The sequence below is a fragment of the Vibrio sp. 947 genome, from assembly GCF_033339115.1.
Classification (GTDB): Bacteria; Pseudomonadota; Gammaproteobacteria; order Enterobacterales; family Vibrionaceae; genus Vibrio; species Vibrio alginolyticus.
The window spans coordinates 313,198-327,812 of sequence record NZ_JAWOTX010000004.1; the positions used below are offsets into that span (position 1 = coordinate 313,198).

The 14,615-nt window shown below is 46.1% G+C and carries 11 protein-coding genes; 6 read left to right on the forward strand and 5 right to left on the reverse strand.

Annotation, left to right across the window (positions count from 1 at the left end; translation table 11 throughout):
- Nucleotides 1-63: 63 nt before the first annotated feature.
- On the reverse strand, nt 64-1,893 hold the full coding sequence (typA, locus tag R7Q39_RS07560; protein ID WP_005379276.1) for a translational GTPase TypA: 1,830 nt from the start codon (nt 1,891-1,893) through the stop codon (nt 64-66).
- Between the two features lie 530 nt (nt 1,894-2,423).
- On the opposite strand from typA, the gene glnA reads away from it, so the two are divergent.
- The 6 genes from glnA to add all read left to right on the forward strand — a co-directional run bounded on the left by glnA (nt 2,424) and on the right by add (nt 11,051).
- Nucleotides 2,424-3,833: a glutamate--ammonia ligase gene (glnA, locus tag R7Q39_RS07565; protein ID WP_005379275.1), complete on the forward strand. Its 1,410-nt coding sequence runs from the start codon at nt 2,424-2,426 to the stop codon at nt 3,831-3,833.
- Between the two features lie 195 nt (nt 3,834-4,028).
- Nucleotides 4,029-4,610 carry a DUF4124 domain-containing protein gene (locus R7Q39_RS07570; RefSeq protein ID WP_213915139.1) on the forward strand — a complete coding sequence of 194 codons (582 nt, stop codon included), beginning with the start codon at nt 4,029-4,031 and terminating at the stop codon, nt 4,608-4,610.
- 132 nt (nt 4,611-4,742) lie between these two features.
- Nucleotides 4,743-5,789: a nitrogen regulation protein NR(II) gene (glnL, locus tag R7Q39_RS07575; RefSeq protein WP_017821940.1), complete on the forward strand. Its 1,047-nt coding sequence runs from the start codon at nt 4,743-4,745 to the stop codon at nt 5,787-5,789.
- Between the two features lie 57 nt (nt 5,790-5,846).
- A complete protein-coding gene (glnG, locus tag R7Q39_RS07580) occupies nt 5,847-7,250 on the forward strand; it encodes a nitrogen regulation protein NR(I) (protein WP_005379267.1) in 1,404 nt (467 codons plus the stop codon).
- A gap of 102 nt (nt 7,251-7,352) precedes the next feature.
- Nucleotides 7,353-9,899, forward strand: a complete 2,547-nt coding sequence (locus R7Q39_RS07585) for an EAL domain-containing protein (RefSeq protein ID WP_318075972.1) — start codon at nt 7,353-7,355, stop codon at nt 9,897-9,899.
- 147 nt (nt 9,900-10,046) lie between these two features.
- Nucleotides 10,047-11,051 (forward strand): adenosine deaminase, encoded by a 1,005-nt coding sequence (add, locus tag R7Q39_RS07590; RefSeq protein ID WP_005382965.1) that lies wholly within the window; start codon nt 10,047-10,049, stop codon nt 11,049-11,051.
- A 69-nt stretch (nt 11,052-11,120) separates the two neighbouring features.
- On the opposite strand, the gene hemN is transcribed toward add, so the two are convergent.
- From hemN to R7Q39_RS07610, 4 genes are all read right to left on the reverse strand, one after another.
- Nucleotides 11,121-12,512 (reverse strand): oxygen-independent coproporphyrinogen III oxidase, encoded by a 1,392-nt coding sequence (hemN, locus tag R7Q39_RS07595; protein WP_258480671.1) that lies wholly within the window; start codon nt 12,510-12,512, stop codon nt 11,121-11,123.
- A 184-nt stretch (nt 12,513-12,696) separates the two neighbouring features.
- The gene (locus tag R7Q39_RS07600; protein ID WP_005379254.1) at nt 12,697-13,185 is read right to left on the reverse strand and encodes a DUF2489 domain-containing protein; all 489 of its coding nucleotides are present in this window, start codon (nt 13,183-13,185) and stop codon (nt 12,697-12,699) included.
- Between the two features lie 7 nt (nt 13,186-13,192).
- Nucleotides 13,193-13,735: a Der GTPase-activating protein YihI gene (gene yihI, locus R7Q39_RS07605; protein WP_005379252.1), complete on the reverse strand. Its 543-nt coding sequence runs from the start codon at nt 13,733-13,735 to the stop codon at nt 13,193-13,195.
- Nucleotides 13,735-14,373, reverse strand: a complete 639-nt coding sequence (locus R7Q39_RS07610; protein ID WP_005379250.1) for a class I SAM-dependent methyltransferase — start codon at nt 14,371-14,373, stop codon at nt 13,735-13,737. Before R7Q39_RS07610 ends, yihI begins: the two co-directional genes overlap by 1 nt.
- Between the last annotated feature and the right edge of the window lie 242 nt (nt 14,374-14,615).

Consider the following 14,615-nt stretch of genomic DNA (forward strand, 5'->3'; position numbering starts at 1 on the left):
CAGAAAACAAAAAGCCCCGAGCATAACTCGAGGCTTCTTCTTAATTGAATCGCTTAACGAAAATTATTTCGCGCCACGAGAAGCACGCTTACGGTCGCTTTCCGTTAGGAACTTCTTACGGATACGGATGCTTTCAGGCGTTACTTCTACTAGCTCGTCGTCATCGATGAATTCTAGTGCTTGCTCAAGAGTCATCTTGATTGGCGGAGTAAGAACCTGTGCGTCATCTGTACCTGATGCACGAACGTTGGTTAGCTGCTTACCTTTCAGTGCGTTTACCGTTAGGTCGTTGTCACGGCTGTGAATACCGATAACCATACCTTCGTAAACTTCAACACCGTGACCGATAAATAGACGACCACGCTCTTGAAGGTTGAACAGTGCGTTAGTTAGCGCTTTACCCATCGCGTTCGCGATTAGTACACCGTTTACACGTTGACCGATGTTACCGCCTTTGTGAGGGCCGTAGTGATCAAACGTATGGTAAAGAAGACCTGAACCTGAAGTCAGTGTCATGAATTCCGTTTGGAAACCGATCAGACCACGTGATGGCATAACGAAGTCCATACGCACACGACCTTTACCGTCTGGAGACATGTCTTTCAGCTCACCTTTACGTAGGCCAATGTTCTCCATGATGCCGCCTTGGTGCTCTTCCATTACGTCGATAGTTACCGTTTCGAACGGTTCCATCAACTGACCATCTTCTTCTTTGATGATTACTTCTGGACGAGATACCGCAAGCTCGAAGCCTTCACGACGCATGTTTTCGATCAGGATAGAAAGGTGAAGTTCACCACGACCTGATACGCGGAATTTATCTGGATCGTCTGTTTGCTCAACGCGTAGTGCAACGTTGTGTACCAGTTCCTTCTCAAGACGCTCAAGGATGTTACGTGACGTTACGAACTTACCTTCTTTACCCGCGAATGGAGACGTGTTTACTTGGAACGTCATCGTTACTGTTGGTTCATCAACAGACAATGGTGGTAATGCTTCTACTGCGTTTTGTGCACAGATAGTGTCAGAAATTTTCAGCTCGCCAAGACCAGTGATTGCGATGATATCACCCGCGTTAGCTTGTTCCACTTCGTGACGCTCTAGGCCAAGGTAGCCCATTACTGTACCCACTTTACCGTTGCGAGTTTTACCGTCAGCACCAATAATGGTTACCTGCTGGTTTGGTTTAACGCTACCACGAGTTACGCGAGCCACGCCGATAACACCAACGTAAGAGCTGTAGTCTAGCTGAGAAACTTGCATCTGTAGTGGACCATCAAGGTCAACATTTGGCGCGTCAACAACATCAACGATAGTTTGGAATAGTGGTTCCATGTTCTCACCAGTTTCGCCTTCTTCTAGAGAAGCCCAACCGTTAAGTGCAGATGCGTAAACTACTTTAAAGTCTAGCTGGTCATCAGTTGCACCTAAGTTGTCGAATAGATCGAACACTTGGTCCATAACCCAATCAGGACGTGCACCAGGGCGGTCAATCTTGTTGATTACAACGATTGGTTTTAAACCGTGAGCAAACGCTTTTTGTGTTACGAAACGCGTTTGAGGCATTGGACCATCAACAGCGTCAACGATAAGTAGTACAGAGTCTACCATCGACATGATACGCTCAACTTCACCACCGAAGTCCGCGTGTCCCGGAGTATCTACGATGTTGATACGGTAATCGTTCCAGTCGATTGCTGTGTTTTTAGCAAGAATGGTAATACCGCGCTCTTTCTCGATGTCGTTCGAGTCCATGACTCGCTCTTCAGCTTCACCGCGAGACTCAAGCGTGCCTGATTGTTGTAGCAGCTTGTCAACCAACGTGGTTTTACCGTGGTCAACGTGCGCGATGATCGCGATATTTCTTAATTTATCAATCTGTGGAGTAGCCATGGATATTGATTCACTTAGATAGATGAAATGCCCCCACGCTGAGAACGGGTGCTCTCTGGCGACATTTGCTGATTAAAAAAACGGCCATAATGTACCAGATTTTAGCAAAAAGCCTAGAAATATGTGATCTACTCCCGAGCATTTCTGCGATTTTTACGCTTAATGCCCATTTTCTTCCTCAGAACGAATTGATTAAACGCAACTTTATTCTAATCGATGCATAATTCAAATTGACTCTTGCTCAAAAACTGGGCTGAATACGCAATGTACCTGTCACATTATGGTGCAACAATGATTTTTGGCACCATAATAGTGCAAGTAAAGATCATTTTGGTGCAAGCAAGTGCACCAAACTAGCATTCAAAAACACAATTGCTTGAAATTAATGGAATATTTTTTTTGGCACGGTTTTGGCTTTAGTTAAAACAGCATCGATTAATGAAAAGTCAAATTGATTAATCAATGCCAGGTTTCATGAATAATTCATAAATCGAGCTTTTACCGCTTATTAACACTGGAGGTTATCCAAGATGTCAGTAGAAAACGTTCTATCGCTGATCCAAGAAAACGAAGTTAAGTTTGTTGACCTACGCTTCACTGATACAAAAGGTAAAGAGCAGCACATTTCGATCCCTGCTCACCAAATCGACGCAGACTTCTTCGAAGAAGGTAAAATGTTCGATGGTTCATCAGTTGCTGGCTGGAAAGGTATCAACGAATCAGACATGGTAATGATGCCTGACGCATCTTCTGCTGTGCTTGACCCATTCACGGAAGACGCAACACTAAATATCCGTTGTGACATCTTAGAGCCTGCAACAATGCAAGGCTATGACCGTGACCCACGCTCTATCGCTAAACGCGCTGAAGACTTCATGCGTTCTACAGGTGTTGCAGATACTGTACTTATCGGTCCTGAGCCAGAATTCTTCCTATTTGATGACGTGAAGTTCTCGACGGACATGTCAGGCTCTTTCTTCAAGATCGACGACGTAGAAGCGGCATGGAACACAGGTTCTGACTACGAAGAAGGTAACAAAGGTCACCGTCCAGGCGTTAAAGGTGGTTACTTCCCAGTAGCTCCAGTAGATTCATCTCAAGACATCCGTTCTGCTATGTGTCTAGTAATGGAAGAAATGGGTCTTGTTGTTGAAGCGCACCACCACGAAGTGGCAACGGCGGGTCAAAACGAAATCGCAACTCGTTTCAACACGCTAACAACCAAAGCTGACGAAATCCAAATCTACAAGTACGTTGTACACAACGTTGCTCACGCGTTTGGTAAAACAGCGACGTTTATGCCTAAACCACTTGTTGGCGACAACGGCAGCGGTATGCACGTTCACCAGTCTCTAGCAAAAGATGGCGTAAACCTATTTGCTGGTGACAAGTACGGCGGTCTATCTGAAATGGCGCTTTACTACATCGGTGGTATCATCAAACACGCTCGTGCAATCAACGCATTCGCTAACCCATCAACCAACTCGTACAAACGTCTTGTACCAGGCTTCGAAGCACCAGTAATGCTAGCTTACTCGGCGCGTAACCGCTCTGCTTCAATCCGTATCCCAGTGGTACCAAGCCCGAAAGCACGTCGTATCGAAGTTCGTTTCGGTGACCCAGCGGCGAACCCATACCTATGTTTCGCAGCAATGCTTATGGCTGGTCTTGACGGTATCAAGAATAAGATCCACCCAGGCGAAGCGATGGATAAAGACCTTTACGATCTTCCAGCTGAAGAAGCAGCAGAAATCCCAACTGTTGCATACTCACTAAAAGACGCGCTAGCAGAGCTAGATGCTGATCGTGAGTTCTTAACAGCGGGCGGCGTATTCTCTGACGACTTCATCGATTCATACATCGACCTTAAGTCTCAGGACGTAGAGCGTGTGAACATGACAACTCACCCTGTTGAGTTCGAACTTTACTACTCTGTGTAAGGTCGAAACTGTGTAAAATGTAAACACAGCAATAAAATATTAGGCTCGCCTCGCAGGCGGGCCTTTTTTGTATTCGCCAGTCAAGCTTCGACGTTTAACATGAGGGGATAATAAAAATACACTTAGAATTTTTCCTTACAGGTCAAAGAGCTAAGCCATTGAAACGTGAAATCATCGAACAAGAGAAGGTGAGCAATGAAAGTTCAGCTTATTCCATCACTGTGTGCACTCAGCGGATTGTTAATCGCCTCTATCGCCTTCGCGCAGGTCGCGTATACGTGGGTAGATGAAAATGGCGTGGTTCACTTTAGTGATACGCCAAACAAAGGAGCAAAAGCGATCGCCCTGCCAAACCTTGAAGCCAGCGCACCAGCTCCTGAGGTAGAAAGTACTGAATCGCTCGCACCTCAGACTACGCCATCTACTGCATCACAAAACAAGCCAGATAAAACAACCGAGAAGCCTCTCCCATTACAACTCTCGATGCTGACTCCCAAGCACAACGAGACCATCCGCAGCAATCGAGGCATCATCAATATTCAATTAGAAACCAATCGCAAGCTTGGTATCGGTGAGCAATTGCAATTGTTACTCGATGGAAAACCTTATGGTGCGCCACAAAGCCATATAGTGTGGCAGTTAAACAATATTGACCGAGGCACTCACACACTTGCTGTGCACGCGAAAAGAAGCGGCAAGCTTATTGCATCTACTAGCCCTATAACGGTGCATTTACATAGAGCAAGTGTTAAGCCGACCGTAAAAGGGGCAAAATAGAATATCTGGTGAAAAAAATCACATCACAGCGATGCTTTTCACTTTTTCTTCTAAGATTTATTCGCCATACTTAACGTTCAATTGCACCATTATTGTGCATCGCACAATCTTAAAGCAAAACAAGGACGTAATGTGGATACCAGTCTTCCTAGTGCCATTCTCAACAATATGGTGACAGCAACGCTGATTCTTGATGATGGATTGGCCATCCGTTATGCCAATCCGGCTGCCGAATTGCTGTTTTCTCAAAGCGCCAAACGAATTATTGAACAATCACTTTCTCAATTGATTCAGCATGCGTCGCTGGATCTCGCGCTGCTCACTCAACCGTTGCAAAGTGGCCAAAGCATCACCGACAGTGACGTCACTTTCGTTGTTGATGGCCGCCCTTTAATGCTAGAGGTGACGGTTAGCCCTATCACTTGGCAAAAACAGTTGATGCTTCTGGTCGAGATGCGCAAAATTGATCAGCAGCGCCGACTCTCTCAAGAACTGAACCAACACGCCCAACAACAAGCGGCGAAGCTGTTAGTCCGAGGGCTTGCACATGAAATCAAAAATCCGCTTGGCGGCTTACGCGGTGCGGCGCAATTGTTAGAAAAAATGCTGCCAGAGCCCTCTCTCACCGAATATACACACATCATCATTGAGCAAGCAGACCGTTTAAGGGCGCTCGTGGATCGATTACTAGGACCGCAGAAGCCAGGTAAGAAGACACAAGAGAATCTGCACCAAATTCTTGAAAAGGTTCGCCAGCTGGTTGAATTAGAGTCACAACGCTCAATCATCATTGAACGAGATTATGACCCAAGCTTGCCAGAGATTTTGATGGATACAGACCAAATCGAACAGGCAATGCTTAATATCGTCAGCAACGCCGCACAAATTCTTAGCCATCAAGAACACGGGAAAATAACCATTCGCACCAGAACGGTGCACCAAGCCAATATTCACGGCAAACGCTGTAAACTCGCTGCTCGTGTCGAAATCACAGACAACGGCCCAGGTATTCCACCGGAACTACAAGACACGCTGTTCTATCCCATGGTCAGTGGCCGCGAGGGAGGAACTGGCTTAGGGCTATCTATTTCGCAAAATTTGATCGACCAGCACAATGGAAAAATAGACGTAGAAAGCTGGCCTGGTCACACAACATTTACTATTTATCTGCCGATCTGATTGCGCTAATGGACTTCAAGTCGCGTCAGTTTTTCGGTTTGCTGCAAGGATTACTACATGAGTAAAGGATATGTTTGGGTCGTTGATGACGACAGTTCAATTCGCTGGGTAATGGAGAAAACGCTCTCCTCTGCCAACATCAAATGTGAAACCTATGCCGATGGAGAAAGCGTGTTAATGGCGCTCGAACGCGAAGTGCCGGATGTTCTAGTATCAGACATTCGCATGCCAGGTATTGATGGGTTGGAGCTACTAAAACAAGTACAGCGCGATTACCCAGACCTTCCCGTGATTATCATGACCGCGCATTCAGATTTAGATGCGGCAGTGAATGCGTACCAAAAAGGTGCTTTTGAATATTTACCAAAACCTTTTGATATTGATGAAACTTTAACTCTGGTTGAACGAGCCATTGCACACAGCCACGAAAACAAACGCGAGCAGCTCTCTCCAGAAGACATTCCAGCAGAAACGCCTGAAATTATCGGTGAAGCACCAGCGATGCAAGAGGTGTTTCGCGCCATTGGTCGTCTTTCTCGCTCCTCTATTTCAGTCTTGATTAACGGTGAATCGGGCACGGGTAAAGAACTCGTTGCTCATGCACTGCACCGTCACAGTCCACGTGCTAACAAACCTTTCATTGCGCTCAATATGGCGGCGATTCCCAAAGACTTGATTGAATCAGAACTGTTTGGCCACGAAAAAGGCGCGTTTACGGGAGCAAACAATGTTCGTCAAGGACGATTCGAACAAGCCAATGGCGGCACTCTATTTTTAGACGAAATCGGCGACATGCCATTAGACATTCAAACTCGTTTACTACGCGTTCTAGCTGACGGGCAGTTTTATCGAGTGGGCGGTCACTCTCCGATCAGTGTCGATGTACGAATTGTCGCGGCAACACACCAGAACTTAGAAAAGCTGGTGCACGAAGGTGACTTCCGTGAGGACCTATTTCATCGCTTAAACGTGATTCGCGTTCAGATCCCGGCACTGCGTGAGCGTAAGCAAGACATTGAAAAGCTTACACAGCATTTTCTTATCCGTGCGGCTGATGAGCTTGGTGTGGAAACAAAAACTCTCCACCCGTCGACCGTGGAGATTCTTAACCGCCTTGATTGGCCTGGCAACGTTCGTCAATTAGAGAATATTTGCCGTTGGTTAACCGTTATGGCCAGTGGTAGCGAAGTGTTACCAAATGACTTGCCAAGCGAACTACTCGAAGAGAAAAAATCCATTTCAGACTCTGCACATGGTAGTTGGCAAGAACAATTGGCGGATTGGGCACGGCATTCACTCGCAGCAGGAGATAAAGAACTACTTTCTTACGCTTTACCAGAATTTGAACGCATTTTATTAGAAGCAGCCTTAGAGCACACTAAAGGTCATAAGCAAGATGCCGCTAAAGTATTAGGCTGGGGGCGAAATACACTCACCAGAAAATTAAAAGAATTGTACTGACAATCACTTACGTGGTGCGTTAACAACGAGCGTCGTTTGTCACTCGATATTAATAAAAACATCAGTACAATTGTGGCGCACCACCATCTATGTGATTAGGCGATGTCTACTGCTACGACTCAAATTACACTGCGTACTGCTGTTCTGATTCCATTTGTCATGATCTTCTTACTGGCGATCGGTGTCATTGTCTACGTCCAAAAACAAAGTTACGAAGAAGTGGTCACGGATATCAGTGACAAGCAACTTTCCGCGTTAACCGAAAGTGTCCACGACCACCTCAATAGCTATCTACGTAAGCCTTTTACTGCGGTTATGGCTCTCGCGCACAACGTCAGCTATCACAACCTTTATCGCCCTCACGATACCTCAGACATTCAAAACTACCTGCTAAGTGCATTCAAAAATCTTTACCAATCGATACCGCAGTTGGATGTAATCGCATTTGGTTCAGAAAACGGCGACTTTGCAGGCTTTCGCCGCGAACTTTCCGACGATTACACCTTAATGGTGCAAGATCGCCACACCGATGGTGATCTGGTTATTTATGGAACCAACCATGTGAGTAACAACATTCGAACGGTTATCTCCCAATACGATCCTCGCACTCGCCCATGGTATAAGCCCGTTGCGGAGAGCCAAAACGCCACTTGGTCTGAAATTTATACCAACGCTGATGAACGCCAGGATATTACGCTATCAGCCATGACGCCGGTGTACAAACACGACCAATTTGCTGGTGTTTTGGTGACAGACATTCGTATCAATACATTCAACGAATTCCTGCGCGAGTTAAAATACAACACTAAAGCGTCGGTCTACATCATGGACCCAGATCATCGTTTAATCGCTCACTCAGGCCCGGGAAGCGTCATCTCATGGGGCACAAAATTTTCGGATAAAGGGCAGCGTTTGCTTGCCGCTGAAAACGCAGACCCGATCATCAAAATCAGTGCGAGCCGCGTCCGGTCTTTCGATCTCAACAACACCAAGCAACCTTATACTTTTTCATTTGAACATGATGGCCAACGTATTTTCAGTCGGCTAACCCCGTATCGAGACCAAGACGGCTTAACATGGTTTATTGGCACCTCCATTTCGGAGTCCGAGCTTCTCGGCCTGTTACCGAAAAGCCAGCAAGAGAGCTGGCTCGTTGGCATTATTGTAAGCCTATTTGGGATCGCCATCAGTTGGATCATTTTCAACCGAGTTACCAGACCAATTAACGCGACGGCCGCCGCCGCTCAGCACCTGGCAAATGGGGATTGGGATAGCGGCATGCCAAAGCCTGGTTATGTGTATGAGACAACCGTACTGGTTCATGCTTTTAATGAAATGGCGAACAATCTAAGAGCTTCATTCAAAGCATTGTGTGAACAGTTGGTTTATGACTCTCTAACACGCTTATATAGCCGTCAGGGTTTGGTCGAAATCTGTGAAAATCAGTCTGATCTTTGTCACGGCAGTTTATTTTTACTTGGTATCAACAAATTTAGAGATATCAACGACAGTGTGGGTCATCACAACGGCGACCAGCTGTTGGTCAGCATCGCTGAAAGGTTAAAACAGCAGTTTCGTGACAACGCATTATTGGCTCGGATTGGTGGTGATGAGTTCGCGGTGTTTCTCTCAAATGTCGACACTGAAACCAAAATTAAACAAACCGAGCGTCGATTACAGCAACTCTTTTCCACCCCATTTATGGTGGAAGGCGAGAATGTAGTGATGAAGATTTCACTTGGTATTGTACAAACCCAGCCAAACGAAACCATGCCTTTATGGTTACGCAACGCCAGCATCGCATTAAGTTACGCTAAACAAGACTCACTGACTGGTGTTTGTCACTACAGCCCAGAACTAGCGAGCGCTTCAAAGTTTCGTACGCAAATGCTGACCAAGATCCAAACTGGCATTGAAAACCGAGAGTTTATTCCTCATTACCAACCGATTGTGGATCTCGTCAGTGGCACAGTGTGTGGCGCCGAAGCACTTGCGCGTTGGCATAGCGACTCAGGTATGGTGTCACCATTAGATTTTATCCCAATCGCGGAAGAAAGCGGCATGATCAAAGCCATCGGCCAACAGATTCTGTTACAAGCTTGTCGCGACACTTACCAAGCGATGGAAAGCAAACAGTGGCCGTCGGACTTCCAACTGCATGTGAATATCTCCGTTAATCAACTATCTTGCCCAAGTTTTGTTGATACGGTGGCAAGCGTATTGGATATCACGAAATTACCAGCAAGTAACCTCACACTAGAGATCACAGAATCACGTATCATTGATAGCGCACCGACCACACTAGAAAATATGACTAAACTGCGTGAAATGGGTATTGGTATCGCGATAGATGACTTTGGCACCGGCTACTCATCACTGGGTTACCTCCACTCTCTGCCGTTTACCTGCTTGAAGATTGATCGCACCTTCATCAATCAACTCACACAAGAAAACTTAAACCGTTCAGTCGTCGCTGCCGTCATCAATATCACAGCAGGTCTCAAAACTAATGTCGTCGCGGAAGGTGTCGAGGATAGCAATCAAGCACAATTACTGCGCTCTTTAGGCTGTAATCAGGTGCAAGGCTTCTACTACAGCCGCCCTATGCCACTAGAAGAATGGCCAACACATTTGGTGAACATGAAGTAGAAAAGAGCGAGAATCGTTGATTTCCTAGTCATCCTCTACTGACAATCTACCCAACTGTTATTTATACTTAACTGCAAATCTTACCCATGTATTGTCACAGATGATGTTTGGGCCCTGTTCCAGTTCATAACTATCCGGATCGACAAAATGATAACGAAGAACCTTCCTCTTACTGATTTGCACCGTCACCTCGACGGTAACATTCGTACTAAAACGATTCTTGAGCTAGGCCAAAAGTTTGGCATTGCCCTACCAGCGTACGATATTGAGTCTCTCACTCCTCACGTTCAAATTGTCGAAGCGGAACCCTCTCTTGTTGCTTTCCTTTCTAAGCTCGACTGGGGTGTTGCTGTACTGGGCGATTTAGATGCGTGTCGTCGTGTCGCGTACGAAAACGTAGAAGACGCGCTAAACGCACAAATCGATTACGCAGAGCTGCGTTTCTCTCCTTACTACATGGCGATGAAACACAAACTACCAGTAGCGGGGGTTGTTGAAGCCGTCGTGGACGGTGTGCAAGCGGGTATGCGCGATTTTGGCGTGAAAGCCAACCTGATCGGTATCATGAGTCGTACATTTGGTACTGACGCATGTCAACAAGAACTGGACGGCATTCTGAGCCAGAAAGATCACATCGTTGCTGTCGACCTTGCGGGTGACGAGCTAGGCCAACCGGGTGATCGCTTTGTGTCTCACTTCAAGCAAGTACGCGATGCTGGCCTTGGGGTAACGGTCCATGCTGGTGAAGCAGCAGGTGCAGAGAGCATGTGGCAAGCAATCAATGAGCTGGGCGCAACTCGTATCGGTCACGGCGTAAAAGCGATTCACGATCCAAAACTGATGGATTACCTAGCAGAAAACCGCATTGGTATTGAATCTTGCCTGACGTCAAACTACCAAACAAGTACGGTAGAAACGCTAGAAAACCACCCTCTCAAGCAGTTCCTAGAGCATGGCGTTCTTGCGTGTTTGAACACTGACGATCCAGCGGTTGAAGGCATCGAACTGCCATACGAATACGAAGTAGCGGCACCAGCCGCTGGCCTGAGCCAAGACCAGATTCGCCAAGCGCAAATCAATGGCCTTGAGATTGCGTTCCTTTCAGAAGCAGAAAAATCGGAACTGAGAGAAAAAGTAAAAGATCGCGCTTAAATCCAGCGAAAACATAAAAAAATGCCAGCATCTGCTGGCATTTTTTATATCTTGAATCTGTATCTCTGATTAAATAACACGAGAGAATTGTTGCTGACGTGCCTTTGCTCGCAGGTACTTATCGAAGCTCATACAAATATTACGGATCAGCAAACGACCTCGCAGCGTCACACGAATTTCATTGTCATCCACTTCCACCAGCTCATCGTTGATGAAGGCCTGAAGTAGCTGTAAGTCTTCTTTAAAGTACTGATCAAACTTCACTTTAAACTCAGACTCAATGGCTTTCTTGTCTAACTTGAAGTTACAAATCAGCTGCTTAATCACTTCACGACGGAGCAAATCATCGGAGTCCAGAGAGACCCCTTTCCATAGAGCGTGACGAAGTTCGTTGACTTGAGCGTAGTATTTCTTCAGCTCTTTCTGGTTTTGCGCGTACGCATCGCCGATCATCGAGATTGCAGAAACACCAAAGCCAACCAAGTCACATTCACCTTGTGTGGTGTAGCCTTGGAAATTGCGATGCAAAATACCTTCGCGCTGGGCAGCAGCAAGTTCATCGTCCGGCAAAGCAAAGTGGTCCATACCGATAAATTGGTAGCCAGCATCAGTCAGTGTCGCGATGGTATCTTGCAGAATCGCCATCTTCTCTTCTGCCTTTGGCAGGTCTTCGTCTTTAATCTTACGCTGCGCTGCAAATAGCTGTGGCATGTGCGCGTAGTTAAACACGGATAGACGGCCCGGCTGCATCTCTAGCACTTGTTCTAGAGTCTTGGCAAAAGATTCTTTGGTCTGCTTCGGTAAACCGTAAATTAAATCTAGGTTCGTCGAACGAAAGCCTAACTCTTTTGCGCGCGCAACCATCGCAACGATGAACTCTTCATCTTGCTCACGATTCACCAGCTTTTGCACTTCTTTGTTGAAGTCCTGAACACCGATGCTCAAGCGATTGAAGCCTTCACTACGCAGATGATCCAGCATGGTCAGCTCGATTTCACGCGGGTCAACCTCGATACTGATTTCAGCATCGCTACTAAAAGTAAACTCTTGGCGTAGCAGGCTCATCACACGCGTGATTTGCTTTTCAGAGAGAAACGTCGGTGTACCACCACCAAAATGCAATTGCGTCACGGTGCGACCAACAAGTAATGCAGCACGTTGACGAATTTCGTGTTCAAGCACGTCGAGGTATTCATCCGCTTTGTGCGAGTGGCGTGTAATGACTTTATTACATCCACAGTAGTAACAAAGCTTGTGACAGAACGGAATGTGTACGTACAGCGATAATGGGCGTTCTGGGTATTGAGTGCATGCCATATCATAATCAGAAATGGTGAACGCTTCATGAAACTCCAGCGCCGTTGGGTACGACGTATAACGAGGCCCGGAATAGTTGTACTTATCCAATACCGCTTGATCCCAGACGATTTGCTGTTTCGATTCAGTGTGTTGATTCGACATGGTGGTACTTTCCGTTAAATGCTAGGGCAACGAAAGCCGTCACCCGATATTCAGAGCCGCTATTTTGCCATACGACGATGACAAGCGTGGCAACGCCGACTGGCTTTTTAAGTATAAAACTAAAGAAGTGCTAGCGTGATCACGATACCCCCATTAGCCATAAGGAGACTATTGGGGGTCGCGCTTAAATCATCTGAATATTGATTTGATTATTCAGTGGCTGGACGTTTTTCTGCAACACTTTGAGCTCCTCAATAATCGCATCAGTGAGGCGGCTTTCCGCTTTATGACGCGTCAAGTTCTGTTGCATACGCTCTTTCTTGGCAAGTTGTTGGCGTTCTTCGCCACGCGCCATATCTTTCACGATGTGGTAAAGCTCAGAAATCGCAGGGTACGTTTTATCGAAATCAACGCGGTCTTCACCTTGTACATAATCCATGATGTTATACACACGGATACTGATTTCAGATAAATCGCACTGGCCTTGAATGCCCGCCTGACACAAGGTATGCACATTCTCAAAAATGTTGGCGTTACGTTTGTCTATCGCCAATTTTTGATGCTTCAGCTGCAATTCCTTTTGCTTTTTCAATTGAAGCAGAAGGTAACCTGCATAAGAAGCGAGTGCGATGATAATCACAACACCAGCAATAGCTAATAAGGTTACATTCATAGCTTAATTATCCTTTATAGTCGTCGAAATTAATGTCGTCGAAATCTGCCAGCAAGTCATCATCGTTGCGCGTGCTTTTCTCAGCAGGTGCAGTGAAGTCTTCCTCTTCTTCAGGTTCCAACAAACCTAGTTGGTCCATTAGCTTCTCAATGCGATCGAGTTTCTCATCGACGAATTTCTGTAGACCTGTGCCCAGGTTTTCACCCGCTTCAATACGGTCTAGCAACACGTTCAATTGCGCGTCATTTTCTAGCATCTCTAGTTCTTGCTCTGCCGACAAACGACGCTCTTGCTTCGTCATTTTCTTCGCAGGTTCAACAATCAGAGGTATTTTCTTTTTGCTGCCTAAGCGCGGGTCGCGATTTTGTGCAGCAGCTTGCTTTTTCTGCTCGTTAACTTCTGAGTTACGGTTACCCGTTTTCAGACCTTTACGCTTTTTAGCACGCTTGCGTAAGCGGCCTTCCACATCAGATTCTGTACGGTTACGAGTTACAACAAACTCAGGTGCACCAGCGGCACCCGGTTTTCTAGATTTTTTACTACGGCTCATTACTGGGGTTTCCTCAGTAAAATTACATCATTACCAATAAATTCGAGTTCGAGCTTATCCCGCTCTGCTAGGAACTGGAACGTGTCACGACTAAAGAACACTACGTGAGTGAGATCGTTCTTATAATGCCATGATTTGAAAGCCTCCACGTCGATGACCATTTTCGTCATCAGGCCTATCCAGCCCCCTGGCTTAACTAAATTCAACCATTGCTTCCACACCAAATCTGGGTGGTAGAGGTGCTCTATCACCTCTGTTGCTGTCATGAAGTCGTACGTTTTTTCTAAAACCGACGTATCAGGGTGGTAGTAGAGATCGTACAACGCCATGTTGTGCCCCGCCTCTTCCAGCATCAAGGAGAGCGTTGGGCCAGGACCACAACCAAAGTCGATACCATTTGATTGTGGAGAAATTCGCTCTGTGATCGGGTCAGCAATACGCGACAAAAAGCGTCGGTAACCCAAATCATCGGGGTTGTTCTCATGCAAATCATAGTGAGCTTTTTCGCTTTCCGCATCCAAACGTTGGTCTGGATTTACGAATACCAAGCTGCACTGCTCACATTGAAGATATTCACGACGCTTATCTTCAAAATAATGGTGAGTGCGCTGATTTTGGCATAAAGGACAGGTATGCATGCTGACTTCCTCAAACAGGGATGCGAAACATACCAGAAAGTGAACTCGGATTGGAGTGTTGTTGAGTATTTTTTCAGCAATTTTTATTAAAAAACTTTGTTTACAACCTATAAAGCTAAATAAGTGCAGTAATCTCAATTCAAGTTACGACTGAGCATGTCAACGTGACCCGTCCTGATATGGGTTGACACTTTTTAACTAAAACGCTCGATGTACTTCATCGGGCGTTTTGTATTTTAAAG

Coding starts and splice junctions, on each gene's coding strand:
- typA (WP_005379276.1), bottom strand. CDS start 1,893: ATGGCTACTCCACAGATTGATAAATTAAGAAATATCGCGATCATCGCG.
- glnA (WP_005379275.1), top strand. CDS start 2,424: ATGTCAGTAGAAAACGTTCTATCGCTGATCCAAGAAAACGAAGTTAAG.
- R7Q39_RS07570 (WP_213915139.1), top strand. CDS start 4,029: ATGAAAGTTCAGCTTATTCCATCACTGTGTGCACTCAGCGGATTGTTA.
- glnG (WP_005379267.1), top strand. CDS start 5,847: ATGAGTAAAGGATATGTTTGGGTCGTTGATGACGACAGTTCAATTCGC.
- R7Q39_RS07585 (WP_318075972.1), top strand. CDS start 7,353: ATGTCTACTGCTACGACTCAAATTACACTGCGTACTGCTGTTCTGATT.
- add (WP_005382965.1), top strand. CDS start 10,047: ATGATAACGAAGAACCTTCCTCTTACTGATTTGCACCGTCACCTCGAC.
- hemN (WP_258480671.1), bottom strand. CDS start 12,512: ATGTCGAATCAACACACTGAATCGAAACAGCAAATCGTCTGGGATCAA.
- R7Q39_RS07600 (WP_005379254.1), bottom strand. CDS start 13,185: ATGAATGTAACCTTATTAGCTATTGCTGGTGTTGTGATTATCATCGCA.
- yihI (WP_005379252.1), bottom strand. CDS start 13,735: ATGAGCCGTAGTAAAAAATCTAGAAAACCGGGTGCCGCTGGTGCACCT.
- R7Q39_RS07610 (WP_005379250.1), bottom strand. CDS start 14,373: ATGCATACCTGTCCTTTATGCCAAAATCAGCGCACTCACCATTATTTT.